Origin of the sequence: Pseudoalteromonas sp. T1lg48 (genome assembly GCF_002964785.1) — a bacterium.
GTDB lineage: Bacteria > Pseudomonadota > Gammaproteobacteria > Enterobacterales > Alteromonadaceae > Pseudoalteromonas.
The window spans coordinates 886,586-912,958 of the sequence record NZ_PQCC01000018.1; the positions used below are offsets into that span (position 1 = coordinate 886,586).

17 protein-coding genes and 1 pseudogene are annotated in these 26,373 nt (G+C 47.1%); 7 read left to right on the top strand and 11 right to left on the bottom strand.

What is annotated here, in order from left to right; translation table 11 throughout:
- Positions 1–100: 100 nt before the first annotated feature.
- Positions 101–349, bottom strand: a complete 249-nt coding sequence (locus C2M29_RS13225; protein ID WP_105190275.1) for a DUF3297 family protein — start codon at positions 347–349, stop codon at positions 101–103.
- 167 nt (positions 350–516) lie between these two features.
- Here C2M29_RS13225 and C2M29_RS13230 point away from each other — a divergent pair, with 167 nt between their 5' ends.
- Complete coding sequence (locus C2M29_RS13230; protein WP_105190205.1) at positions 517–1,665, top strand: hypothetical protein; 1,149 nt, start codon at positions 517–519, stop codon at positions 1,663–1,665.
- 215 nt (positions 1,666–1,880) lie between these two features.
- Here the strand turns inward: C2M29_RS13230 and C2M29_RS13235 are convergent, their stop codons facing one another.
- Positions 1,881–5,501: a PKD domain-containing protein gene (locus tag C2M29_RS13235; protein ID WP_158684735.1), complete on the bottom strand. Its 3,621-nt coding sequence runs from the start codon at positions 5,499–5,501 to the stop codon at positions 1,881–1,883.
- A 308-nt stretch (positions 5,502–5,809) separates the two neighbouring features.
- Here C2M29_RS13235 and C2M29_RS13240 point away from each other — a divergent pair.
- Positions 5,810–6,463, top strand: a pseudogene (locus C2M29_RS13240) (hypothetical protein); the annotation flags it as partial.
- Between the two features lie 155 nt (positions 6,464–6,618).
- Here C2M29_RS13240 and C2M29_RS13245 read toward each other — a convergent pair.
- From C2M29_RS13245 to C2M29_RS13265, 5 genes are all read right to left on the bottom strand, one after another.
- Entirely contained in the window at positions 6,619–7,083 is a 465-nt protein-coding gene (locus C2M29_RS13245; RefSeq protein WP_105190207.1) for a YybH family protein, read from the bottom strand.
- A gap of 21 nt (positions 7,084–7,104) precedes the next feature.
- Entirely contained in the window at positions 7,105–8,004 is a 900-nt protein-coding gene (locus C2M29_RS13250; RefSeq protein ID WP_105190208.1) for a copper resistance D family protein, read from the bottom strand.
- A 19-nt stretch (positions 8,005–8,023) separates the two neighbouring features.
- Complete coding sequence (locus C2M29_RS13255) at positions 8,024–8,371, bottom strand: copper resistance CopC family protein (protein WP_105190209.1); 348 nt, start codon at positions 8,369–8,371, stop codon at positions 8,024–8,026.
- A gap of 267 nt (positions 8,372–8,638) precedes the next feature.
- The gene (locus C2M29_RS13260) at positions 8,639–9,295 is read right to left on the bottom strand and encodes a cupin domain-containing protein (RefSeq protein ID WP_105190210.1); all 657 of its coding nucleotides are present in this window, start codon (positions 9,293–9,295) and stop codon (positions 8,639–8,641) included.
- Positions 9,296–9,472: 177 nt separating this feature from the next.
- Positions 9,473–11,062 (bottom strand): Na/Pi cotransporter family protein, encoded by a 1,590-nt coding sequence (locus C2M29_RS13265; protein WP_105190211.1) that lies wholly within the window; start codon positions 11,060–11,062, stop codon positions 9,473–9,475.
- Positions 11,063–11,431: 369 nt separating this feature from the next.
- Between C2M29_RS13265 and C2M29_RS13270 the strand changes: the two genes are divergently transcribed.
- The 3 genes from C2M29_RS13270 to C2M29_RS13280 all read left to right on the top strand — a co-directional run bounded on the left by C2M29_RS13270 (position 11,432) and on the right by C2M29_RS13280 (position 13,843).
- Complete coding sequence (locus tag C2M29_RS13270; protein ID WP_105190212.1) at positions 11,432–12,028, top strand: TetR/AcrR family transcriptional regulator; 597 nt, start codon at positions 11,432–11,434, stop codon at positions 12,026–12,028.
- 2 nt (positions 12,029–12,030) lie between these two features.
- Complete coding sequence (locus tag C2M29_RS13275; RefSeq protein WP_158684736.1) at positions 12,031–13,104, top strand: metal-dependent hydrolase; 1,074 nt, start codon at positions 12,031–12,033, stop codon at positions 13,102–13,104.
- A gap of 163 nt (positions 13,105–13,267) precedes the next feature.
- Positions 13,268–13,843, top strand: a complete 576-nt coding sequence (locus C2M29_RS13280) for a hypothetical protein (RefSeq protein ID WP_105190214.1) — start codon at positions 13,268–13,270, stop codon at positions 13,841–13,843.
- 499 nt (positions 13,844–14,342) lie between these two features.
- On the opposite strand, the gene C2M29_RS13285 is transcribed toward C2M29_RS13280, so the two are convergent.
- Positions 14,343–14,651, bottom strand: a complete 309-nt coding sequence (locus C2M29_RS13285) for a hypothetical protein (protein ID WP_105190215.1) — start codon at positions 14,649–14,651, stop codon at positions 14,343–14,345.
- Positions 14,652–15,635: 984 nt separating this feature from the next.
- Between C2M29_RS13285 and rdrA the strand changes: the two genes are divergently transcribed.
- Both rdrA and rdrB read left to right on the top strand, forming a co-directional pair.
- Positions 15,636–18,149 (top strand): antiviral RADAR system adenosine triphosphatase RdrA, encoded by a 2,514-nt coding sequence (rdrA, locus tag C2M29_RS13290; RefSeq protein WP_158684737.1) that lies wholly within the window; start codon positions 15,636–15,638, stop codon positions 18,147–18,149.
- Between the two features lie 5 nt (positions 18,150–18,154).
- Positions 18,155–20,692: an antiviral RADAR system adenosine deaminase RdrB gene (rdrB, locus tag C2M29_RS13295; protein WP_105190217.1), complete on the top strand. Its 2,538-nt coding sequence runs from the start codon at positions 18,155–18,157 to the stop codon at positions 20,690–20,692.
- A 991-nt stretch (positions 20,693–21,683) separates the two neighbouring features.
- Here rdrB and gcvP read toward each other — a convergent pair.
- From gcvP to gcvT, 3 genes are all read right to left on the bottom strand, one after another.
- Positions 21,684–24,578: an aminomethyl-transferring glycine dehydrogenase gene (gene gcvP / locus C2M29_RS13300; protein ID WP_105190218.1), complete on the bottom strand. Its 2,895-nt coding sequence runs from the start codon at positions 24,576–24,578 to the stop codon at positions 21,684–21,686.
- Between the two features lie 162 nt (positions 24,579–24,740).
- Positions 24,741–25,130 (bottom strand): glycine cleavage system protein GcvH, encoded by a 390-nt coding sequence (gcvH, locus tag C2M29_RS13305; RefSeq protein WP_105190219.1) that lies wholly within the window; start codon positions 25,128–25,130, stop codon positions 24,741–24,743.
- A gap of 30 nt (positions 25,131–25,160) precedes the next feature.
- The gene (gene gcvT, locus C2M29_RS13310; protein WP_105190220.1) at positions 25,161–26,243 is read right to left on the bottom strand and encodes a glycine cleavage system aminomethyltransferase GcvT; all 1,083 of its coding nucleotides are present in this window, start codon (positions 26,241–26,243) and stop codon (positions 25,161–25,163) included.
- Between the last annotated feature and the right edge of the window lie 130 nt (positions 26,244–26,373).

A 26,373-nucleotide genomic window follows, 5' to 3' on the forward strand; every position in this document is an offset into this window, starting at 1 on the left:
ATGTTTAACGCCACGTCCAATGTGAGCTAATAGAGTAAAACGCGGGTACTCACAGAGCAATCGCGAATTAGGCAGGCTAAAAACAGCCTGCCTCGGAGGCTTAACGATAGAAAACTTCTACCGTGCCTTTGCTTTTAAGCAGTAGTGGTTGGCCACGACGGTCTAGCGCTTTCGGTGAGGCAACCTTAATCCAACCTTCGCTGATGCAGTATTCTTCTACGTCGAAACGCTCTTTGCCGTTAAAACGCACGCCAATCTCATGCTTTAGAATTTCTTCGTTGTAGAACTTGCTACGCGGGTTGATAGAAAGCATATCTGGGATAGCGGGCTTTGCACTTGTATCTGTCATGGTGGTTTTTCTTAAATTATGAATGTGGCCGCTATTGTAGGTAATACCGCAGCAATGCTCAATCACCACCACGCCAAAACATCCGACCGATTTATTTGCGCAGGGCAATGAGACATAGGATAGTAACGCAAGCATCCAACTAGGCATTGACACTGTATAGGACCACTATGATCAAAGCACTACTAGCCTCTGGCGTTATTTTATCCACCTTTCCAGCGTTTGCGGCCAACCTTACCGTTGAAGAACTGCGCATTGAAAAAGCCACCAGCGCCATGCCCCAGGTATTAAGCGCCTTTAGCACTGATATCAGTCAATTTGAGCAGCAATGGCAAACGGCCAAAAGCTATGCCGAAGCCAAAGATCGGGTTCACGCCCATGCCAGCGAACTATGGCAAAGCGCCAAACAACGCCTGACCAGCACAAATAGTTATGATGATCGCGAACTCTATTGGGCACGCCTGCAATCTAGCAAGGTGATGCGCTCGGTTAAACCCGCATTTGCGCTCAGTGAGACCGAGCAAGCCGCCTTGCTAAGTCTGTTAGAGCACGGCAGCCGCGGCCGTGATGACCTGGAATACACTAAAGGCACGGCCAAAAAAATCCTTCTCACCGGCTTTGATCCCTTCTTGCTCGACAGGAACATTAACCAAAGCAACCCCTCCGGCGTAGCCGCGCTGTTACTCGATGGCCAGGTGATCAGTTTTAAGGGCGTACAGGCGGAAATCAACACCGTGATGATCCCGGTGCGCTATGAGGATTTTGACCAGGGATTAATTGAAGAAATTCTCGCCCCCTACTACGCCCTGAATAATGTGGATATGGTGGTCACCGTGAGCATGGGCCGCAAAGACTTCGACCTTGAGCGCTTTCCCGGTAAGCGCCGCAGTGTTACCGCTCCGGATAACGCCAATATCGTTTATGGCGGCACGCAAACCGCGCCGAAAATTTCCAGCCTCAATGGTCGCCCCTTACCCGGCGACGAGTTTGTGCAGTTCAGCCTGCCGGTAACGCAAATGCAACAGGCCAAGGGCTCATATAAAATCATCGACAACCACAAGGTCACCACGCTGGAAAAAACCTTTGAGCCGAAGACCTTGGAAGAGCTTAAAAACGCCGTTGCTGTAAACGGCGGCGGTGGCGGCTATTTATCGAACGAGATCTCCTATCGCAGTATTCGCCTGCGTAACGAGCTCGATTCCGACATTCCCACTGGGCATATTCACACCCCGCGTATCGCCCAGTTTGAACCTGAAGTGGAAGCAAAAATTGTGGCCCAGATTAAGGCCATGCTGGAGCACAGTCTCACGGCGCTGTAGTCATCACCCAGCAGCATTTGAAGACCACACAGATCTAGGATTCACCCGGCAACGCCTGGTTGTCGGGTGAATAACAAGCCGCACACCTAGGTAAGCGTCGTTGTTATTTCTTCTGGCTAGCTTGATAAGCTTCCAGCATCAGGCCATCTATTGAAATGAGTGTAATCAAGGCATAAAAAAGCCCCGATGCGGTTGCTCGGGGCTTCTCTTATTGGCTATTTACTCGTTGGAGTCGGATTACCATCCTTATCTAGACCGAACAGCGTCTCCGGCGGCGGATTAGAGTCCAGATTACAGCTATCACCGTAACAGGCTAGGTGACATTCAACACCGGGCACCTGATTTTCAGGCGTGACTATGCTGAAGTCAACGCCCCAGCCATTGTCATTATCTTCGCTGGTACGAGTATGAGCATCGGCACTGGCAACCTCCTGACACTCGGGGCGTGTTTTTGAATCCAGATACCACTGTAGAAAGGCTGCCTCCTCACTGACACAGCGGCGATATTGCGTCACCTGTAAACCATTACTAACCGCTAGTTCAGGTATCCAGTAGCCGGTATTGGTTACGCCATCGTAATCCACTCGCACATCGTTCATGCAGTAAGGATGAGTATCTGGACAGCGGATGGTCATCCCCAAGATTAGATCCAAGTCCGAACAGGGATCTTGATGATCTCTGTCACCGCATAGCACACACTCGGAGCCCGGCCTCGCAGCGTATTTTGGTACGTATTGCTCCGTTGTGCCACGAAGGTAATTTTCTAGGTAGGAGCGGTTATTGATCTGAATGGTACGGCGTACCTCAAAACTCTTACCTGTTGTTATGTCCGTAGCCGTCATAAGCACATTAACCGAATAGTCGGGGTCATTGTCATCGGGTGCCTCCCAAAGGAAGAATGAGGCCGTATTACCGCTTGCCGAACGAGGTAAGGGCGGCACTACAAGTGGAGCATCTTTACAAGGGGTACCATCTTCATTAACGCATTGATACATGTCCATCGGCAGGCTATCCGGATCGTCCAAGCCTATCGGGGTAATAGTCCACTGAAAGGTATAATTACCACTGCCACCACCTGCAATCGCCAGCATTTCTAATCTGTCGGAAGCGAGTACCCCTGGCGGTGCTGAGATATCGGCAATAAACTCGGTCAATTGGCTCACCACCTTAACCTGTTGGGTTACATGCACCTCACCACCATTACGATCATGGATAACAAAAGTAAAATTCAGCTGTTTTGGCCCGGCTGTGACATCGGGCAAATCGGTTAGCTGCCAGGTGCCTGCCTGCACAGGGGTAATGGTCACCTGGTCACTGTCACCGGCTTCCTGCACTACATTCATACGATAAGGACCGACACCACCAACGGGGCTAGGCGCATGCAAATAAGCGGCATGACCACTTAACACAGTGACCGGCGCCATGCTTGCGACACTCAGCGGATCTGCCGGTGGCACAACTGGGCGGTGCGTCTCACCCGCCGATACCATCAAGGACAACAAGGCCTCATCACGCTGCCCCCCCGGACACTCAACAACACCTCGGAAATGATAGCTCGAAGCCTTATCAGCAGGGACCGCCGACAAATCGATTCTAGGCGAGGGTGTATGCTCAGAGCCGCCGACAAAGGGTACTACTAATTCACTCTCCACTCCCGTCAATTCCTGAGTCCAGTCGATAATACAATTACCCGCATCGCCATGAAGTGAGACACTCAGGGGAACATCGGTCAGTGAGCTGCTTGCTGTTTCTCGCTGGGCAACCGAAGGCACTTTCCAACGCACCGGCTCGGTAATATTTTTTACGACCAGATCCAACGGCAGTGTCCGGCTTTGGCCGTCGGCACTGTTCACTGCTACTTGGAAGTGCAACACCACATCTACCGGGACATCAACATCAGTCAAACTAAACGACGGCGTACGCGTGGTCTCATCAAGCAAGGTTATATCTGGATCATTTACATCACCTTTATACGTCCATGCATAAAGATAAGGCCCTTCTCCCCCCATGACTGATACAGCCAACTGCACATGTTCCTGCCCTTCAGTCGCACTCAAAAGCCCTGGCTCAGACAGTACCAATTCTTTGTACTTATTCGGCGTCGTAGTTACCACGGTGGGTTCCGTTTCAGCCTTGCCGGTATCCGTCGGATGAAAGATTTTCACCGGCTGCACCTGGCTTATTTCACGCCCGCCTTTAACACCTGTTATTAATAACTGAGCCGTAGCGCTATCTACTTTAAGTAACGGCGCAGAAATACGAATTCGCGTTTGGCCACTTTCTAAGGCGCTGATCCCCTCTACGGTAAGCTCGGTGCCAGCCGTTTGAAATACTTGTACCTTTTCGAGTGAGGTATACAGATCACCACTGTCACCGGCGGTGATATGAAAGGGCTTATTGATAACCGGTTGCGGTACTTCTGGGGTAACTACCGCTTTTGAGGGCTGGACGGTGACCACAAGCTGTGCGGTTGCCTTTTTGCCCTTGCTGTCGATCACTTCCACTTTAAAGTGGAGATCTTCAGCGGTAGTAATTTTAGGCAGCTCCACACTCGGCTTCGCTTGATCGGACGGCAAACCGCCGAGCACCTCGGTGCCACCAACCTGAGTCCAGCTGTAAGTATAAGGTTCTTTGCCGCCGGTTACAGCTACCGCCAGGTTTTCCTGCTCACCCGCTAGATTGCTAGTAGCAGGCATGGCCTCAACGGCCAGAGGGGGAAGCACAGCATGAACAACAGGCAAAGCAACAGACAATGGCTTACCACTTGGTTTCGACTTCGCCGCACCATCTCCCGAGGTCGTCGTAGAGTCGTGGTCTTTGGTCGTTGCCTCTACGGGCTGATGAACCTGAAGCGCTACCTCAGAGGTACTGGTTTCGCCAGTGGAATCGGTTACTTGAACCTTAAAGACAATATTGCCTTTGGCCAGCGTAGATGTAACACCATCGGAGCTGGTGAACACATCGGGCACTATAAATTTAGGATTACTTGAATTTGGATCATCCAATGTGATGGGTAACACAGTCGGGTCAGGGCTAATCTGCGTCCACATGTAGCTCAATGGGCCATTAATAGAAGATGCCTGCACCGACAGGGCGGTTTCTGCACCCGCTTGAACAACACGGTTTGAGGTGGTCTGGGTTAATACCGGAGCCTCATGGTTGCGGATATAAATAGCCGCCTTGGCGGTATCCGTTACTCCTCGGTTGTCACTCACCCGCACTTCAATATCCACGCGTCCCGGTGTTGAAGGAGCGATAAAGGAAACGGAACGGTAGTCTGGATTCTCCAGATCGGATGTTTTTAGCGTCAAGCCACCGCCTGAACCGCCAATAACACGCCACTGGTAGGTTGCCTTGCCGACCAACACATTCTTGTTTTTCAAAAAAGAGTGTAAAGTGGTTTTCTGGCCCGTGTAGGTGTGGCGGCCATCATCGCCGATGTATGCCTCAAGAAAGCGTTCGGGTCGCTCCTCGGCACTGAGCCTATGCACCCCAGCTTTGGCCTTGCTATGAGCACCACATTCCTGACCATCCCCATCAAAACAGGGACGAATGCTGTAGCAAAATGCCGCAGGTGCCGTCGGCGGCACATCGAAATAGGTCAGTTGTGGGGTTTTTACCAAGGCCGTGCCGCACTGGCTAACGTCAATATCTTCACACAGCCCGTTAACCCGGCCCTCCGGCACAGGACAGCGAAACACCTCGTAGTTAGTGGCTCCCTTTACGGCTACCCAGTCTAACTGCACCCCGGCCTCGGAGCTGTCCACCCCAAAACTGCTAACAGTGGGTTGCTCCACCTTGATACTGACATGTCCATCATCATTACAACCTGTCAACAAGGCTGCTATGAATCCTATGCCGACCACCCAACCGCGTTTGCAGTTGCTGGTCGCCCTAGATAATTCACTATACATCTCTTCCTGTCTCCCTATCTGTATAACCCGGTTATTACCCTCACGCATGGTCTTTCTGATTCTATAGGAACAGAGGAGAAATAGAAAATAAATAGGGCCTTGTTACACATGGTTTTTTTAGGGTTACTGATGGTTTTTTAGGCCAACAAGACCGCTAAGAACCAAGGGCCTAATCGCCCACGGGCACATGCCCTACCTTCACCAAGATCACCGTTTCTTCGTTTACGTACGGCGTAGCCGCGCTGTTACTCGATGGCCAGGTGATCAGTTTTAAGGGCGTACAGGCGGAAATCAACACCGTGATGATCCCGGTGCGTTATGAAGACTTTGACCAGGGTCTGATTGAAGAGATCCTCGCTCCCTACTACGCCCTGAACAGCGTGGATATGGTGGTCACCGTGAGCATGGGTCGTAAAGACTTTGACCTTGAGCGCTTTCCCGGCAAACGTCGCAGCGTCACCGCTCCGGATAACGCCAATATCGTTTATGGCGGCACGCAAACGGCACCGAAAATCTCCAGCCTCAATGGCCGTCCCTTACCTGGCGATGAGTTTGTGCAGTTCAGCCTGCCGGTAACGCAAATGCAACAGGCCAAGGGCCCATATAAAATCATCGACAACCACAAGGTCACCACGTTGGAGAAAACCTTTGAGCCCAAGACCTTGGAAGAGCTTAAAAACGCCGTTGCGGTCAACGGTGGCGGTGGCGGCTATTTATCGAACGAGATCTCCTATCGCAGTATTCGCCTGCGCAACGAGCTCAATTCCGACATTCCCACTGGGCATATTCACACCCCGCGTATCGCCCAGTTTGAACCTGAAGTGGAAGCAAAAATTGTGGCCCAGATTAAGGCCATGCTGGAGCACAGCCTCACGGCCATTTAGCGCTTGCCTGCGCCAATGGCGAGCAAGATCAATAAAAAAGCGCCTTAGGGCGCTTTTTTTATTAGCGTTATGCATCAAGATAATCACTTGAACGCAATCACTTGCGAGTGCGTCTGGCCTGGCAGCCAGAACCAGGGCTCTAGTGGCGCCAGGGCTTAGTTAGACCAGTGAATATGCTTTATTTTCCACTGCCCGTCTTGTTGCTCCAGCACTATGGTTTCCATACCCTCATAATCGTATTGCTTATCCTTATAGGTGCCTTTGGTATGGCTGCGTGAAACAGAAACCGCCGTGTTACCGAAAACCTCTACCTGATGTTCCAGTGTTTTTGATTCCATCATTTTCAGGTATTTCATATCGGATAACATATGATGATGCGCATATTCGTCGGCACTGCGCTCTACGCGCCCGCCCTCGAAAATAATAATATCATCGGCAAGCTGTGCCTTGGCGAGCGCCTTATCACCGCTTTTAAGGGCCTGTTTAAAGGTTAGCACCGCCTTGGCCGCGGCCGTGTCCAACCCTTTGAACAGTTTCGCGTCTTTTTCATCGCCACTCTGGGCTTGCACGGCAACGCTGGTCGTTGCCAGCAGGAATAAAAATGCGGATAGTAATTTCATTATGCTTCTCTTTTTATTGTTTTAGTTAGTAGGGCCTACCACACTGGTTAAGCAAGCGGTTACGGCCAAAATGGCCCCTGCGATGACCATCTCTAGAGTGATGGAGTTAGCTAACACCGCCCGCCCATCCGGGTTGTTAAGCCGAGGAACGAGTATAAACTTGTGCCTGGCGGCCAGCGCCAATATACACAGCACTAACACTAGCTTAATCAGTAAGGTTTGTCCGTAACTCGACGCAAACAGTGCCTGAGGGCTGCTGAGCAATTGAAACGCCAAATAGGTGCCAGCCAAGAGTAAAACACCAACCAATACACTAGCCTGCCGTGAAAAGCGGTTCATCAGGGCTATTAGCCCATCATCATTGAGCACCTCAACGGCATGTTTAAGCGGATACAGGGCCCCAAACCACCAGGCCATCACCACGACATGCACCATTAAAAGCGCTTTTTCTAGCGCCGTTAACTCAGAAACATGCCCGACCAAGGTAAAGGAGTAGGCAAGCATTAATAAGCTGGCAGCAAACAGGCCATGGCGCGCCCATTTAACTAATGTGGCTTTGGCAGAGCACGCCAATAGCATCACCGCCCCTAAGGCAGCCAGGCAGCCCAGGACTCTCACCTGGGTCGCTTCGCCTATGGATGAATCCCACATAATTTCCAGGATAAAGCCATCGAACGCGCCGCCAATGCCGTCTTCTGCCATGGCACCGGTATTGGCAAAAAACCAAACAGCATTGCCGGCAAAGGCAAGCATAACCAGGGATAATGGCAGGCAAATGCCGCTCAATACGCCTGGCCGTGCGGGGTCCTTTTCATGGGCAAACACCTGACCCAAGAAGGCATAACCGGCAACACCGGCAAAGCCTGCATAAAAGGCCATTTTCGCTAGCACAATGATGGTATTCCAGATAAACACGTCCATCACTGGGTATTAGCCCTGCTTAGTTCACAACAAAGCTAACGCTGCTTTTCATTTTATGGCCGTCTTGGCCAAGAAAAATCATATCAACCTGATAGTTTGAGGGCGCAAGTTCAGGAAGTGCCCAGGAATGCTCAAGACTCGCTTCCTTAGTGGGCTTAAAGCCAAATTTAATGGCCTCACCCTGCGCATTTTTTAGTGATACCTTCACCAGGCGCACTTCTTTGGTAAAAGTGAGTGATAACAGCTCGGGTGTTTGAGCTAGCGTGGCCTTATCAGCGGGCACGCTGGTTTTCAAATCGACATGGGCAAAGACCGCAGCGCTAAACGCAAGCGTGATTGCCGCAAGAAAGTGAATTAATGATTTCATTGTTACCTCGATTATTTTTTATTTATAAGATCACGCCGATAGGCAGACAACTGATACACCAGGCCTGCAGCACCTGCACATCTGCCGACGTTTCATTCGAAATTTATCACATTGCGTTGTTACTTATTGTCTTTATTGCAATGCGTTTGCAGCCCTATCTAACCAGATATACCCCGGTGTTAAAAGGAATGTGATAAAAAACGGTGCAAAACCAGCGCCGGTTCCTTAATTGAACCACCTAGCCGGGCCGCAGGTATTGCGCCAAGGCTAATAGCGAAAAGGCACATGCCCTACCTTCACCAAGATCACCGTTTCTTCGTTTACGTACGGCGTGTGCTCACTCATATGCGGGCTGCGCAGCCAGGTGCCCTGCGGATAACGACCAAACTCATCGCAAAACTCGCCGCTAAGCACTAAAACCTCTTCGCCGCCAAAGTGCTTATGAGGCACAAAGCGCTCGCCCTTGGGCCATTTCACCAGGGCCGTATGTTCATGCTCAAAGGTGTGCAGTGGCATCACTTCAAGACCACCCTGCCCCGGTTGCCACTGTGTTGCCCGGGTGTTGATGCGCACTGTTTGCGTATCCTTTTCATCAAACTGATTGAGCTTCACAAAGAGCACACAGCCTTCTTTACTAAAGGGCGCATGCACACTCTTAGGCGGATTACGAATGTAGGTGCCCGCCGGGTAATCGCCGTGCTCGTCTGAAACCCCCCCCTCAAGTACAAAGATCTCCTCGCCCAGAGGATGAGGATGCGGATTAAAACGCGAGCCCGCCTCGTATTTAACTATGCTTGTGGTGTGCCCAGACTCTTTGCCTTCGCGCTCCAATGGCTTGCGCCACACCCCTTTAGCTGGGCTTGCCAGCCAGGGTTGCTCTGCCGTTTTAATCGCTAACTTCTCGGCAAAATCCATATTTAACATGCGTGCTCCTGTTTGATGCGCTACTGCAAGCGCTCAGCTGGTTATGATCATAAGCAAAGATACTACACCACCGGCGTTTTGGTTCATCCAAAGGCGGTAAAAGAAGTATCGGGGCAAAGACTATAGTGGCAGTGGCGATGCGACCAAGAACTCCCGTTATCTTCCCTTGCCAGCGCGTCATAATTCGGCGGTTATGTTTGAAGACACCTTATGGAAATTTATTAATTTATCTTTGAGGCGTTGCGAGTAAGTAACAAAGTTGGTGAGTGCCCCTGCATCTTTTCTATTGGTATCGGCAAGTAACAATAACAGCTTGCGGTGGGCCTGATTTAAATGCAGTTGCAACAACTTGGCCGACTTCTCAATTTCATCATTTTTTGGCTCTTCTAAATGCTCACTGGTTTGGGTAAAAAGATTTAAGGTATCGCTCGATAGCTCTCTCACCAGAATCAAAATATCACTTTTTAACTCGATAAATTGTTTGCTCATGATGCGCTTACTCTCAAACAGATCGGTAATTGAGTCATGGATCTGGAACAGATAATCATAGCGATTAATTTGTATTATCAGCTCTCTCGACTGCTCTTCATCCTTCATCTTGCTTAACAACGAGGTGAAGTAAGTCATGTACTCTTTTTCAATAAAGTTGACGTATTCAATGCGTTTTTGCGCCGTGTCCTGAATACTCATGTAGTTTGTTTCTAAGCTTAGGGTGACGAGGTTGTAGTTCTCCTTTAAAAAGTTGAGCAGCTGTTGGTTACCCGCTTCAAGCCTGTCCACGATAAGCTGAAACTCTTCATCTTCTTGATAGGTTGGCAGCTCAAGGCGCTCAAAATCCATTTTCCCTTCACCCAGCAAAAAGTCGACAAAGCGGGTAAAAGGCGTCAGAAAAATAATAAATATGAGGCTGGCAACCACGTTGAATATAAAGTGAATGTTAGCCAAGGCAATGGCTGGGTCCATGGTCACGTCACTTAACCTGTGGCCAAACAATAAAATGGCGGGCAAAAACAACAACACCCCACCCACATTAAACAAGAAGTGACTCAAGGCTGCTTTTTTAGCGGCGATATCCATCCCAAAAACAGCGATCATGGCCGTTGCCGTGGTGCCAATATTTGCCCCCATGATGATGGGCACCGCATTCTCAAGGCCCAAAACCCCCTGTTGCGTGAAGATAATAGCCAGACCCGTTGTAACCGAGCTGGATTGCACCAAGGCCGTAAAAATACAGCCGACCAAAATAGCAATCAGTGGGTTTTGCGGATGCGTTAAAATTTCGATTAATGCCGGATTATTTTGCAATGGCGCCAAAGAAGAAGAGATAAGATTGAGGCTGAAAAACACAAAACCAAAATAGAAAATGGTCTTGCCAAAGATAGAAAAACGATTGCGGGTAAGGGATAAAAAGAATCCGATCATGATAAACACGGGTGCAAATACGGTAAGCTTAAAGGCCACCAACTGCGCCGTTATTGTGGTGCCCACGTTGGAGCCGAAAATAATGCCCACACTGTTCTTAAAGGTTAAAACGCCGGCGTTAACTAAACTAATGGTGATCACCGAGGTGGCAGAGCTGGACTGAATTAAAGCGGTAACAATGGCGCCAATAAAGACGCCGAGTATGGGTATGCGCGTCGCTCGGCTAAGCGACTTACGAAAGCGCTCGCCAGAGATGCTTTCAATTTCCCGAGAAAAATTCTGAAGCCCAAAAATAAAAAGAATAATGGCGGTTAAACCGGCCATTGCAATCGTCAGATTTTCCATTTGCTTATCAAATTTCGAGCCAGGCAGATATAAAAAGCATAGGTTTTAGATACACATAGCGCAATATTGTCGCAGCAATCTACTTTGCTGTTTCAGATAAGAAGAGCCCAGCCCCTCGCTTGGCACAACCGGGCGGGCCCCCCTGCCGAACCAGTCACCTTCTCCCTCTTTTGAATACACAGGTTCTGCTCTACTACAGCAAAAGAAAAGCCTGGCCACGGCGCCTAAAAACCTGTTCAGTTTGTCTGCTTCTCCTTGTAACTGAGAGCGCTGCAGGATAAGGCACGCTAGGGACCCAGTTGCTGCTGCGCCCGCTGCTACCTATACTAAAAACAACATCAACCGGCTTTTACCCAAGGTGTTCTTTCAATGGCTGCCTATACGCTTTCGCCCCAGACCATCCTTGATCGTGCCATTGTATTAGCATTGCAATCGAGCTGGGATAGCTTCTCGCTGCATGAGTTAGCCGCCTCCCTCAACTGTGGCTTAGGCGATATACACAGGCACTTTCGTTCCAAGGACGATCTCGCCGAAGCCTTATTCGACCGCGCCGACCAAGCCATGCTCGAATACGCCGATACCGAGGCCGGTAGACGGGGCTCAGAGCAAGAGCGCACCCTCAATTGCATCATGAGCTGGTTTCATTATCTGGCTCCTTACAAAGCCGTGGTGCGCGATATTATGCGCTATAAACTAGAGCCTGGGCACTTTCACCTGCAGGCTCATGGTGTGACCCGCGTCAGCCGCACCGTGCAGTGGTTCAGAGAAGCCGCGGCACGCCGACAACAAGGGTTGGCCAAGGTGGCCGATGAGATTGCGCTCACCAGCGCCTACCTGAGCAGCTTTTATTTCTTTTTAAGCGATAACAGTGCCGATAATGCTAAAACCAGATCCCTGTTGGCAGGCTTGCTAAAGGGACTCCATACCGGCCATCGCTTTTTCTCCCACCCGGGCCGAGCAACCTAGCCTTGGATCCCCTCACCCATGTATTAATTGGCGCTCTTGTCGCCCAGTTGCCCGCAGCTAAGCCGTTATCGGAAGATGCCGGCGCAGACACCTGCACAAAGACTGACTGGAAACTCAGGGCCGCGATCGGCGCTGCGGTGGCCCTTTTTCCGGACATTGACTACCTGCTCTTTTGGCTCAACCCGTTAGACTTTCTGGCCTATTGGCATAGGGCTGAAACCCATTCCCTGCTGCTCTCCCCCGTATGGGCGGCGCTGATAAGTTACCTCTTGTGTAAACTGCTGCGTCTGGCAAACGCTGCACTGGTCTTTACCATCTGTTGGCTGGCTATTCTCTCGCACCTAGTTGCAGATACCTTAACCGTGTACGGCACCCGCTGGTTTGCGCCTTTGTCAGACATGCAATTTAGCTGGGATCTTTTATTTATTGTCGACCCCTACTTCACCCTGAGCGTGATGCTGGCCGGGTTACTTTTTTATATTTGCCGAAAAAAAACGTGCCACCAAAAGCGCTATCACCTGGCGGCCTTGAGCCCGCCCTTGCTCTATCTTGCGGCGGTGCTTGGCATAAAACTCACTTTAATGGCGCAAATACAGCAGCAGACACCTGCTCCCGCAGCAAGTAGTCGCTTGCTGCCACAGCCTTTTTCGCCCCTTTATTGGCAGCTGCTGAGCGAAGACGAGGAGCATATTTATCAGGCCTATATTAAGTTCAAAACCGATCCACTGGCGGACAACCTGTCCCACGCCGCTGGGGTAACAGGCTTTTCTGGAGCCTACACCCGGACTGATGCCTTGCAATGGCACAGCTATACCCACCCGGCACACGCGGAGCCGCTTGTTCAACAGGCGTGGCAACAGCCAAAATTCAAGGCCTTTAGAGACTTTGCCCAATATCCGGTGGTGTTAGCAAAAGAGACATCGGCAAAGCAAAGCTGCGTCTGGTTCAGCGACCTGCGCTATCACTGGCCTGGCATCCAGCCCTATTTTCGCTATGCCATGTGCCAGAGCCTGGACGGCCAATGGCGGCTAAAGCGCGGCCGGTATTTTAGTGGGCAAAGTCAGGAGCTTGATTAGCGTCTTTTATGTATCGCAACTGCTGCGATATCTGTGAGAGACTTTCGTAGTCTGACCCCTTCGGCTTTTGTATGCTGATTAGTGCCTGCCCTCCTTTATTAAGAGACAGAATTAAAGGTACACTCATACATCTGATTTCTATAAATCATGTATAAGGAAAAATATGTCGAGATGGATTTTGCTACTTATTGCTTTATTGTGCTCAACGCAGGGCACAGCTAAAGAATACCCACACCGAGAAAAACCAACAGATACACCATTATTTGAAACGGTTACCAAGATGCAAACGGCGATTCTCGCAATTGAATCGCGCAACGGGATTATCGGTGATCACAGAGCCGTTATCGGGGAGAGTGGTAAGGTACTGTTAGACATATGCGCCAATACTGACCCAGAACATATTGAATACGGCTGTTCCACGCTCTCTACACTCTCTGTAGATTGGGAATATGGTTTACCTAAATATGGACAGCACAATATTTACTATAAACCCGATTTAATCATTGATGACTACAAAATATTGGAAGCTGTGATTATAGATTCCAAGGTTCACAGCCTGCACTTTTTAGATACCGCGACTTTCAGAATGTTTTTGATTTCCAGCCACAAAGAACTAAAAGACTTTATCAACAACAAGACCACGCTGAGTGATCTCAAACGCGATGCTGACCCGCTTGGTAACGATGTGATCTACCCAGACAAGTCCAAAAAGAGCCAAGAACCGCCAGAGCAAAACTAACCAGTGTGGTTAATCCATTGGCACTGAGGTTGTTTGCACTTTGACCTCAATGGCTTTTTACAATCGCAGTCAGGCATCTGAGGGCGGTGGCATCATGTCGCGGTGGCGGGATGGTTTACGCCAACCACCCCTTGGAACCCCAAGGCGCCCGTAATTCGCTGATGCTTCCGAACTCAGGTTTTTGTTCAACGCTGCGCTTAGATTTCAACGCGGTTTAACGAGTCGTCCTGACTCGATAAACCTAACTTCGCAGTCCCCCTCCTCGCAGAGCTCGTCGCCTTCAAGCGGCGAGAGTGAAACTGTTCACTCTCTTATATCCGCTTTCAGCCCTACTCGTTGTTTCAAACACGCTCCGCAACAAAAGCCGATTTCTCCCGCGCGAATTTAAACGGGAAATCAACTGATACACTTGTGTGACGACATAGAGATTGGAGTGGTTGTGGGTTCGGCTAAGAGTAAGACCTTACCCAACCGAGATGATTAGGGAATCTGGGTTTGCTCACTCTTCTTCTTCATCGCCATCCAAGATCAGCTCTTGCATCTGTTGCGGGGTAAAGACAAAGAAGTACAGATCTTGGATGGATGAAAGGGTTTTACCTTCCAGGGACTGATAGTCTGCGGCATCCGTATCCAGCCAGTAGCCGGCGAGCACGCCTTCTTTAATTGGGAAATACACACTCTCACTGGTGGTCACCGCGCCGACCGAGTTAAACACATAATCGCCATAATGTTTGTTGACCGTGTCGACCAACTCACTTTGCTGCTGCTTGCGTTGGCCCAGTTGTGAAAATAAATCTGATTCTTGCATACGCCTCTTCTTAAATTCGCCGCTACATCCATTTGCTAAGCTGGCCCGGTATTGATACCAGCCTTAAGCGGATAAAATGATGACACTTAAAATGAATATAACACGGGATGGGAGCAGGAGTAGCCCTGCTGGCTAATTAAGATTTTGTGGCGGGCTGCTGACAACGGTTTTTTATATTCAGATTTTGTCGCATTGGCGACGACAAGTCAGAGGAAATGCGCGCCCATTTCCTCTGACCCGAAGTCGGCGGCCGACAAGAGAGTAATTTGAAAAGCCTGAGTTTAGATTTATCGAAAATATCAAGTTGTCAGACTGAAGTCTGACCTACAAGAACATTAAAGTCTGCTCGATTCACAGAACCATCCCTTGTCAGGCTTATCGGCAATATGCTCCTGCATTGCTCTACTACCGACATCCATGTCGGCAAAGCCTGACCCACAAAAACAGCAAAGTCTGGTCGATTCATAGAACCATCAGTTGTCAGACTTATTCGCGATGTGCTCCTGCATTGCTCTACTACCGCCATCCATGGCAGCAAAGACCGACCTACAAGTACAAAAAAGAGCCCTCGCCCTGCAGCGAGTCCAAAGCCAATGATCACAGATAACGAAGATGGAAACTTGCTAGCTTTCTAAATCAACCATCTGGAATACTCTTCAAAAATAACCAAGTTGGACACTCCAGCGCTTCATAGCCAATGAAGGCAACAGGTTTGGTTGACTAAGTTGGAAACTACCACCTGATATAACCCCTTCTTTAAAGTAATTGCTCAGTTCGTAAAACCCGAACCGCACTTTGCGAACTGTACTTCAGGAACCACCGTTGGCTTTACTATTTTCGCAATTACGCTCTTTATCTGTGCAACCTTTGTCAGTTCTTAGATTTGCCATCAAATGACGTGCCTATGAATCTCTATGTTACAGAATTTATATGTTTCTGATACTATTTGCCCAGTTAATCATTAGTATACATGGACTTAGCTTTATGAGTTTAATTCTCGATCTATCAGCACAAGACTACCAAGAAGTTTACTCTCAAAAGGACAATTTGTGGCAAACACAGGCTTATGCAGACCTTTGTTTATACCTTAACCGTATTGGTGGTCAATCAAGGTCGTATGCAACGGAGTTTCGTATGAGTACGAAACCAATGCATGCACATGATACTGTATTTGTTAGTGGTGGTAGAGGTAGTGGTAAGACCGTTTTTTTGAAGAATATTCGCGGTTATTGGGATGAACAGGAGCTAGAGGGCAAGCCTGCCATATATTTTGCTCCGATTATCGACCCGACATTGCTTGTCGACCATGATAATTTTTCCAATGTAATTGTCGCCACTCTCTACAATATGGTAGAGGAAGAGCTAGGGAAACGAGATATCTCTGAGAAAAAAAAGAATGAGTTTTTTCTGAAACTTAAAAAGCTCTCTGGTGCTCTTGGTAATAAAGCAGATTATGAAGATCGCCATGGCTTAGATCTTGTCATTAAGTATACATCAGGCATACAAGTGGAGCGTTTGTTTCATGAGTTCGTAGTTAGTTGTATTGACATATTGTCTGTCGATGCAATTGCAATAATTATTGATGATGTAGACATGGCATTGGGCAGAGCTTACGAAGTTTTAGAAGTCGTTAGAAAACTATTGCTTTGTCCGTTGATTATCCCAATTGTTAGCGGTGATGAATCACTCTACCAGCATATGGTAAAGCTAGAGTTCTTAGAAGATACGCTGATTAAGAATGCTAATTCGGAAAAAGGTAATTCTGATTTAAAAAGGTTTCATGAAGATGGTGTTCTGTTATCGGAAAGCTTAATGAGTGCTTATTTGACAAAGGTATTTCCTCAACAATACCGTATTTCACTTGAGCCAATTGATAGAATTCAGAACAAAGTCATTATTAACGAACCTTCATGCCTTGCTTTACCTTATGTCTCAGATAAATCAAATGATAGTTACTTGAACCGTTTCACTTCCATGTTCTTTCCAATGGTTAATGGTCAGGAAAGATCCGCAGACTTTCCATCTGTGGACAATGCTAGAGAGCTAACACAATTAGTTCGGACACTTGCACCGTCAAAGCTTAGTGACCCGACACAACTGTCTCAGTTTCATTTTGAAGTACTACGAGTGTGGGCGCAATCAAAAGCAAATGGCGCGGCTTATACTTATGCTATAGCTGCAAAAGAAATATTAGATTCTACAGAAGTGTTGTCTCTGAGCTCATTGTTGCCATTTAATCCTAAGAAACAAGCTTCGCAGTATTTACCATGGGCAAGTAAAAACTTTTTAGAAGAGCAGAAAAAGTATTTGGATAAGACTTCTACTTCAGCAAAAAGCTATGGAGTTGATACCAACGAATTCTTGTTAGAGGACTCTTTAGCTGGCAATGTACTTCGAAGCATGCCTCCATTAGAAATGCACATGATGTCAATGATAGTACCGCGTAAGGCCATGCAATCAGATGGTTTAGATGGTTCGGAACTATCACTCATATATACATATAAAGATTACTACGGAGTTCAAGGTAATCAGGCTCATAAGGTGTTTTTTAGTCGTGCTTTTGAATTACTTGGTACTTCAATATTAATGGTTGCAGATGGTAAGCATATAGCAGCTACTGATTTTGAAAAACTGTTGCGTGAGCTGTTATCAAGAGCTCCTTTTTATTCTATTCATGCGATGAATCCAACCAAGTACATCCGAGATGGAGCTGAAGGAGATGAGAGTGAAGCCAGTCAAGATGCTTCAGATAAAGACGAACAGCTAATTGAAGAATTGGCTTTGAAACTAGAGAGTTGGTCAAGTACTTATGCCCCAAGATTAGAAAGTGTAGTCGCAGTTTCCTTGTTACCGTTATTGTCTGCTGTATTTAATAAAGTTTTTTCTCAATTAAATTTAGTTCGTTTGGAAAAGAAAAACTTTAAAAATGAGCATGTTACTGACTTTGTTAAGAGGTTTGAATATATCCTGGTAAATGCATTCGCTACTTTTCTGAAAGATGGGATGGTTTACAAAGCAAACATTGCCATGACAAAAAACTCTGAGCTTTTTAGGGAAACTTCAGAGTTCATTAGCCGCGAGCATGTGTTTACGCGCAATGTGAAAGAGCTGGTGAACTTAAAAGACAAAAAAGCCGCGGTGGAAGGTAATGGTCGTTCATTGGTGTTAGAGGCTGTATGGAATCATCCAATATTTTCTGTTTTAGAAGAGTTGGATTTACCAAGTGGTTTGTTACTTGGTTCAGATGGTTCAGAACAAAAGGCACATGGTAATAAACGATTTAAGAACACTACTATTGAAACTTTAGCTACGAAGTATAGTTTTGAACCAGGGATCGACAGCTTGGAGGCGTTCATCGAGAACGAAGAGACAAGTGAGAGCATTAAAAATGAGATAAAGGAGAGCCTTGATAAAGATCTTAGCAGTAGAAAGTTGACTAAGGAGAATCTAGCCGAAAGATATAAGAATATTTTTTCTCTTCTTGAAAGTGGAGAGTAAGGTTAATGTTTACAGTAGAAAAGAGATGGATTGCACCTATTGTGGCTTTGACGTCAGACCGATTGCTGAACTTCCTGATGTCTGAAAGTACAACGTCGTCGCCAAATGGTTTCAAACGTTGCTTATCGCTTGCTATGCAGGACTATTCTTCTTACTCGGGTACTCGGCTAAGAAAAGAGGATATTGATGCATTACTAAGAACTTGGAAGTTAGATAGTAATGAAGTTAAAGTTTTAGAAATCTTGAACTCTTTGAGTGACTACTTTTTGATATGGGTCGGTGATAGGTTTGAGGTCAAAGATAGTAAGCTCGAAGAGTGGCTTCATTTTGTGAGCCTTGTAGACCCAGCCTATATTATTGCTGTTTCCTACCAAAAAATGCTTACGAATGAACTTTTGGGTATAAGCCAGTTAGTTCAATGTATGCATAACCAATGTCCATCTGCATTACCTCAAAGATCACCGAACAAGATCTTTGCTGATAACCATGTGCATATTAACGGACACGGCCATAATTCTTTAGCGTTGACTGATTTTGCACTTTATTTAACAAAACATGAACCTCTAGCCAAAGAGTATTGGCCTTATCGTAGTGAATGTACATTGTTCAATAGTGAACAATTGGATATACAAAAGTTACCGTTGCTTGTAAATCGCCTATTACATAGGCTTATTTCTTCAGTGTATAAAGAAGATTGTGATTTGCAGGGGAGAGAATTGTCATGGGATAGCATCGAGCTTGAAGAATTGAATGATGACTTGCTAAAGATGGTCGAAGAAAAAGACCCCAATAGTTTGGTTGAATCTATAATCAGAAAAGTTCACATTGGCTCTGTTGCTGAAAAAAATCGCTGGCTCTTGACCGTTGTTTTTGTCATCGAGTTACTCGACAAATCTGAGTGTACAGCCAAGAGAAGGTTGATTCATATGATGCTAGTGTCATGTGGTTTACTTAGAAACCATATGATTGTTAGTGGTGTAGGGTTAGGTGATTTCGTGGATGTTTTCCACTTTAAGTATCGGAAGCCAACAGACAGAAAAAACTTTCTAAATCATTCAATTAACCAAGATGCAAGCTCTAACATATGTAGAGAGTTTAGGGTATCGCCCGATATCTTGATCAAAAAGAAAAGAAAAAAACATGTTCTTAAAGAAAAAAGGCTAGTTGAATTACTAAAAAACGTTGGTAAAGCTAATCGAAATAATTATCACCTGGTCATACATTTCACTCGCGCGACTCCTTATGGGAGTTCAAAGGAAGATAGGTATCTTCTCGAATATCGAGAAACCTTACTTCGTCAAACACGTTTACTTCAGGATTTCTCTGGTTCACCTTCTTTCCAGCATTACTCTTTGAGTAATGAAATAGAGAGCAGTAGCGAGGATATTGTCGACCTACGATCAGTGATCCGAGGTTTCGATGTGGCAGGTAATGAAAATGACTTACCTATCGAGATATTTGCTCCAGTTTTACGAGTTTTAAGGAGTGGTCAGCACGAATCAACATCTCCATTTGACAAGAGACTGAGAAATCCATTTTTAACTGTTCATGCGGGGGAAGACTTTAGTCATATTCTTAGTGGCTTAAGGTCTATTGATGAAGCTGTATACTTTTGTGACTTTAAAGCTGGAGATCGTTTGGGTCACGCTTTAGCTTTGGGTATCAATGTTAGTGCGTGGGCTTCTCGCCAAAAGAGCGCATTTGTTACATGTAGGCAACACCTTGATAATCTTGTTTGGTTAAAGTCGATTGCGTTAAAGTTGCTCAAACATTCACCTAAATTTGAATCATGCCTGAAGACTTTGGAGTTCAAGATTGATGCTTGGACAAACTATCTGTATTCAAGTTATGACACTAAACCTACGTTCTCCGAATTATTAACTGCTTGGAAATTGAGGCGTAACTGTCCTTTATACATCCAAGAAGCCAGTAGTTTTAATACCTCTGAGCGGGCGTTTTGGGCTCCTGACTTCGTCGAATTGAAATCTAAGGAATCCAGTGTTCAGTTATGGGATGCGTATTTGAATACAGGTAATACAGACAGCGGTCAGTTCATGGAACGATCTGCAGAGTATGTAGAGGTTGCTCTCGACAATCAACATAGCGAGATTAACATCAATGAACGAATTGACTTCATGTCAAAAGCAGAACTTCTTCTGATCGAAGCGGTACAAGACTTTTTGATTGAGAAGTACAGTGAAAAACAGATAGTTATAGAGGCTTGCCCAACTTCCAACATATATATAGGGAGACTTTTTAAGTACTCTGAGCATCCTATCTTTAGGTTTTGCCCACCAAATCGACAGTGGCTAGAGAATGGAAAAATGTTCAATAAGCATGGGATTCGAAAAGGGCCAATCAAAGTTTGCGTTAATACTGACGACGCAGGTCTCATGCCTACAACCATCGAAAATGAGCACCGAATTTTGAAAGAAGTTGCTCAAAAGCATTTTGAGGTAAGTGATTTTGACGCGGAAAACTGGATTCAACATGTACGGTTAGTTGGCACCGACACTTTTTCTGTTAATCATTTAGCATGGTGATTTGTTAGTGTGGTATGCAGTAAAAAGAAGGAAGAATACCGTTAGTATCCTGTCTCGAATGAGTATATGATTTTGTTATTGCAGTAAGTAATAAGGCAATAACGTTGCTCAGACTCTTTAAGGAGAAAGGAAAAACCTTGTAGGGAGCTGATATGATAGCTTTACATCCTTGGCATTGGGTATTGTCTTCTTGAACTTTGGTATGATGGTCTTGGGTGTAGAGATCTAAAACGAAATTCATTGGAACTAGTAGCCGATAGTGTCTACAACCAGTTAGAATTATTGGCCAAAGAGACGCTTTGCATGCGCTCATTTCGTACACTTTATTGGACTCTTTACATTCAGTTACTAACTGTTCTAAAAGTGCTTTAGGCTTATCCATAATATCTATATTTGAGAGAGTGCCACCGTGTATTTCATCAAAACGATAGAAGTGTTTCTCTGATGATTCGTCCAAGAAAAATATTTGAAAATTGCAGTGAGGCAAGAACTCACTTTTTAGCTTTTGGCCGTATTGTAAGCATCCTCGACATCATAAATTGCAGTAAAAGCAGAAAGATAGGGGTACATTACTGAGCCTTTTGTAACGCTCTTTCTATATTCATCAGATTTTTCGAAAGGGTGTTCAATAAGCTCTGCATGATTTGCTATTGTAGTTGGATACCTCTAATTTAAGTTGTGCGTACGATAAATTTCGATGGTTAAACCTAACAACCAATTCCTAATGTTCTCCCTATTATGAGCACTAAGCGAGAGAAACCATAAGGCCATGACGATAACTATCGCTGGTTCACCTTTATATGGGGTGAACAGTATTGGGCAAATTCAAGCTATTGAACTACTGAAAGTTAACTCAGCGAACAAAAAAGCGAACCCCGCGGTTCGCTTTCAAATTAACTGCTCATATTTAATCTAAGCCTGTTTCCAACTTGATTTGCAGTTTCTAACTACATATCCGCTGTTTCCAACTAGATATGACATAATCAGCCAATTACTCGTCGCGATACGTATCAACCGCTGGACAAGAACAGATCAGGTTACGGTCACCGAACACGTCATCGATACGTGTTACTGTTGGCCAGAACTTGTTCTTCGCTACGCTTTCAACTGGGAACGCTGCATAGAAACGGTCGTATGCGCGGTTCCAGTCGTTGCTTAGTACGTCTGCTTGCGTGTGCGGCGCGTTCACTAGCGGGTTGTCTTCAATTGACCATTCGCCGTTAGCAATCTTGTCGATTTCGCTCTTGATTGACACCATGGCTTCGATGAAGCGGTCGATCTCAACTTTAGACTCAGATTCAGTTGGCTCAATCATCAAGGTGCCCGCTACTGGGAACGACATTGTTGGTGAGTGGAAACCGTAGTCCATTAAGCGCTTCGCTACGTCCATTTCAGACACGCCAGTGGCTTCTTTAAGTGGGCGTAGGTCAACAATACACTCGTGCGCAACGCGGTTGTTACGGCCACGGTATAGAATTGGGTAATGCTCGCTTAGCTTTTCAGCTAGGTAGTTTGCATTCACAATCGCTGTTTCTGTTGCTTCACGTAGGCCTTCGCTACCCATCATGGCGATGTATGCCCATGAAATTGGTAGGATTGCCGCAGAGCCGTAAGGAGCAGCTGACACCGCGCCGTTGTCTAGGTTAGTACCCGGTACGTTGATTACGCTGTGGTTAGGCATAAATGGCGCTAGGTGTGATTTAACACCGATTGGGCCAACACCTGGGCCACCGCCACCGTGTGGGATACAGAATGTTTTGTGTAGGTTAAGGTGCGATACGTCTGAACCGATGAAGCCTGGGCTTGTTACACCTACTTGCGCGTTCATGTTCGCGCCGTCCATGTATACTTGGCCGCCGTGCTGGTGCACGATGTCACAGATTTCACGGATTGTTTCTTCGTATACACCGTGTGTAGACGGGTATGTGATCATGATGCACGATAGGTTCTCTGACATTTCTTCCGCTTTCGCTTTCAGGTCAGCCATATCCACGTTACCTTGCTTGTCGCAATCAACAACCACAATCTTCATGCTGGCCATTTGTGCTGATGCAGGGTTAGTACCGTGTGCAGAGCTTGGGATCAAACATACGTTACGGTGACCTTCGCCACGTGACTCATGGTATTTACGAATCGCGATAAGACCTGCGTATTCACCTTGTGCACCTGAGTTAGGCTGTAGTGATACTGCATCGTAACCTGTGATGTTTACCAACCAGTCGTGTAGTTCGTTGATCATGATCTGGTAACCGGCCGCCTGGTCTAGCGGGCAGAACGGGTGCAGGTTAGCAAACTCTGGCCAGGTGATTGGGATCATCTCGGCGGTCGCGTTCAGTTTCATGGTACATGAACCTAGCGAGATCATTGAGTGGTTAAGCGATAAGTCTTTGTTTTCTAGACGCTTGATATAACGAAGCATCTCAGTTTCGCTGTGGTACGAGTTGAAGTTCGGGTGCGTTAGCACTTCGTCATCACGTACCAGGCTAGCTGGGATAGACTGTGAACCATTGGCGCTGATTTGTGCATCAAGTGCTGCTACGTCTAGACCATGACCTTCACCTAGGATGATGTCGAATAGCTCTAGTACGTCTTCACGTGTTGTGGTCTCAGATACAGAGATTGAGTACTCACCTGCGTGGTTAGTCGCGAAGTTCACTTCTTTCGCCACGGCACGTGCAACCACTTCGTCTTTGTTGTCAGCAACAACGGTAATGGTGTCGAACCAGGTGTCGTGCTTAAGCGCTACGCCTTTCTCTTTAAGGCCCGCTGCTAGGATGTCAGCAAAGCGGTGGATACGCTCAGCGATGGTTTTCAGACCTTGTGGGCCGTGGTAAACCGCGTAGAAGGCAGCCATGTTCGCTAGTAACACCTGTGCAGTACAGATATTCGAGTTCGCTTTTTCACGGCGGATGTGCTGTTCACGTGTTTGCATTGCCATGCGCAGTGCGTCGTTACCTAGGCGGTCTTTTGACACACCGATGATACGACCCGGTAGTGAACGCTTGTATGCATCACGGGTAGTGAAGAATGCCGCGTGTGGACCACCGTAGCCCATAGGCACACCAAAACGCTGTGCTGAACCAAGTACCACGTCTGCACCTAGTTTGCCCGGCGCTTTAAGTAGCATAAGCGCCATGATGTCTGCAGCAACACACGCAAGTGCTTTTTTGCTTTGTACAGCAGCGATAAGGTCGGTTAGGTCAACCACTTCACCGCTTGTTGTTGGATACTGGAATAAGGCACCGAAGATCTCATGGTTTGCAGCTTCGCTTGCAGGACCAATGATGATGTCAAAACCAAACTGCTCGGCACGTGTTTTTACTACGTCGATAGTTTGTACGTGTACGTCTTCTGCAATGAAGAATGCGTTGGCTTTTTTCGCTTTAGAAACACGCTTTGCAAGTGCCATTGCTTCGGCAGCAGCGGTTGACTCATCAAGGAGTGACGCGCTTGCAAGGTCAAGACCGGTTAGGTCCATTGATAGCGTTTGGAAGTTAAGTAGTGATTCCAAACGACCTTGTGCAATCTCTGGCTGGTAAGGCGTGTATGCTGTGTACCAACCTGGGTTTTCTAAAACGTTACGCAGGATCACGTGAGGTACATGTGTCGGGTGGTAACCCTGACCTATGTATGATTTGAATACCTTGTTTTTGCTGGCTACTGATTTCAGGTAGCTCAGGGTTTCAACCTCAGTGCGGCTTTCGCCAATTTGCAGGCCGTTCTCAAGACGAATGCTAGCAGGAACAGTTTGTTCCATAAGCGCTTCAACACTCGATACTCCAAGAGCGCTAAGCATGTCGCTCATTTGCGCCGGGCTTGGGCCAATGTGACGACGAATAAAATCTTGCTTTTGCTCTAACTGTTCAAGAGATTTGGCATTTGACATGTGTCCAGATTCCTATGATCCAAGAAATTTAATGCGGTTTAGTGGGGGTTATTGCCAACAAATATGGCATTGCACCAAACCTGTAAAGGTGCCGATATGGCGGCACATAAACTTAAAAAGCCCCGAAACGGGGCTTTTTCGGGCTTACGCCCAAACGACTAATTAGTCTTCGTCGATGCTGTTAGTGTAGCCTTCTGCGTCAAGCAGATTATCAAGCTCAGAAGCATCAGATGCTTTAATACGGAATAGCCAGCCGTCACCGTAAGGGTCGCTGTTTACCGTCTCAGGTGCATCTTCCAGCTCTTCGTTAATTGCAACGATTTCACCGCCGATTGGCGCGTAGATATCAGAAGCCGCTTTAACAGACTCAGCAACAGCACAGTCTTCACCGGCGTCAACTTCGTCGCCTACTTCAGGCAGCTCTACGAATACCATGTCACCTAGAAGCTCTTGCGCGTGCTCGGTGATACCTACAGTGAAAGTGCCATCGCCTTCAGCGCGAACCCACTCGTGTGAACTAGCGTATTTTAAGTCGCTTGGAATGTTGCTCATTGTCTGTTCCTTTGGTGTAAATTTAAATTCTTATACTACGGCTTTACCTTGACGCACAAAGCAAGGTTTAACCACTTTAACATTGACTAGTTTCTTACGCATTTCAACTTGCGCCGTATCGCCGATTTCGCGCGGTACACGGGCAAGAGCAATACTGTGACCTAGTGTAGGTGAGAAGGTACCCGAGGTGATCACCCCTTCGCCCGCATCACAAATCACTTTTAGGCCACCGCGTAATACGCCCTTCTCTTCAAGCACCAAACCAACCAGTTTGTCGGTGCTCTTGTCAGCGCGTTGTTGTTCTACTACTTCACGACCGATGAAGTTACGCTCTGCCGGTTCCCAAGCAATGGTCCACGCCATGTTCGCTGCAAGCGGAGAAACGCTTTCGTCCATGTCTTGACCGTATAGGTTCATACCCGCTTCAAGGCGCAGCGTGTCACGCGCACCCAGACCCGCCGGCGCTACACCTGCGTCTAGCAGTTGTTGCCATAGATCAGCGGCTTGCTCGTTCGGTACTACGATTTCGTAACCGTCTTCGCCAGTATAGCCTGTTGTGGCGATAAATAAATCACCGGCCTGCACACCGAAGAATGGCTTCATATCGGCCACGGCTTGTTGTTGTGCATCGCTTAGTACTTTGGCAGTTTTTGCTTTGGCGTTAGGGCCTTGTACGGCGATCATGGCGAACTCAGGACGCTCGGTCACACTCACGCTGAAATCGGCAGAAACGACGGCCAAGTGCGCTAGATCTTTTTCACGGGTAGCCGAGTTAACAACCAAACGGTATTCGGTGTCGCTGAAGAAATAGATGATCAAATCGTCGATCACACCGCCTTGCTCGTTAAGCATGCCCGTGTAAAGTGCTTTTCCTGGTACAGTCAGCTTAGCAACGTCGTTCGCTACCAGCTTTTGTAGGAAGGCTTTGGCATCATCGCCTTGAACGTCAACGATGGTCATGTGTGATACGTCGAACATGCCCGCGTCGGTACGCACCGCGTTGTGTTCTTCGATTTGCGAACCGTAGTTGATTGGCATATCCCAGCCGAAGAAATCAACCATTTTTGCACCGGCTTCCAGGTGCTTGGCATGTAGAGGTGTTTTAGAAGACATAATATTCCTTCACGTTTTACAAACCCAGTATGGTGGGCGTGGCCTCATAAATTGAGGGGGAATAACATGGGCCGCGATTATACATAAGTTGTTCGCCGCTGGCACCCAAATTAACGATTACTTTTTTAAC

What these genes read in the sequence shown, in the direction of transcription:
- gcvT (WP_105190220.1), bottom strand. Translation starts at nt 26,243, where the DNA reads ATGTCTTCTAAAACACCTCTACATGCCAAGCACCTGGAAGCCGGTGCA.
- C2M29_RS13225 (WP_105190275.1), bottom strand. Translation starts at nt 349, where the DNA reads ATGACAGATACAAGTGCAAAGCCCGCTATCCCAGATATGCTTTCTATC.
- C2M29_RS13255 (WP_105190209.1), bottom strand. Translation starts at nt 8,371, where the DNA reads ATGAAATCATTAATTCACTTTCTTGCGGCAATCACGCTTGCGTTTAGC.
- C2M29_RS13250 (WP_105190208.1), bottom strand. Translation starts at nt 8,004, where the DNA reads ATGGACGTGTTTATCTGGAATACCATCATTGTGCTAGCGAAAATGGCC.
- C2M29_RS13230 (WP_105190205.1), top strand. Translation starts at nt 517, where the DNA reads ATGATCAAAGCACTACTAGCCTCTGGCGTTATTTTATCCACCTTTCCA.
- C2M29_RS13285 (WP_105190215.1), bottom strand. Translation starts at nt 14,651, where the DNA reads ATGCAAGAATCAGATTTATTTTCACAACTGGGCCAACGCAAGCAGCAG.
- C2M29_RS13270 (WP_105190212.1), top strand. Translation starts at nt 11,432, where the DNA reads ATGGCTGCCTATACGCTTTCGCCCCAGACCATCCTTGATCGTGCCATT.
- C2M29_RS13280 (WP_105190214.1), top strand. Translation starts at nt 13,268, where the DNA reads ATGTCGAGATGGATTTTGCTACTTATTGCTTTATTGTGCTCAACGCAG.
- C2M29_RS13245 (WP_105190207.1), bottom strand. Translation starts at nt 7,083, where the DNA reads ATGAAATTACTATCCGCATTTTTATTCCTGCTGGCAACGACCAGCGTT.
- rdrB (WP_105190217.1), top strand. Translation starts at nt 18,155, where the DNA reads ATGTTTACAGTAGAAAAGAGATGGATTGCACCTATTGTGGCTTTGACG.
- gcvH (WP_105190219.1), bottom strand. Translation starts at nt 25,130, where the DNA reads ATGAGCAACATTCCAAGCGACTTAAAATACGCTAGTTCACACGAGTGG.
- gcvP (WP_105190218.1), bottom strand. Translation starts at nt 24,578, where the DNA reads ATGTCAAATGCCAAATCTCTTGAACAGTTAGAGCAAAAGCAAGATTTT.
- rdrA (WP_158684737.1), top strand. Translation starts at nt 15,636, where the DNA reads ATGAGTTTAATTCTCGATCTATCAGCACAAGACTACCAAGAAGTTTAC.
- C2M29_RS13265 (WP_105190211.1), bottom strand. Translation starts at nt 11,062, where the DNA reads ATGGAAAATCTGACGATTGCAATGGCCGGTTTAACCGCCATTATTCTT.
- C2M29_RS13260 (WP_105190210.1), bottom strand. Translation starts at nt 9,295, where the DNA reads ATGTTAAATATGGATTTTGCCGAGAAGTTAGCGATTAAAACGGCAGAG.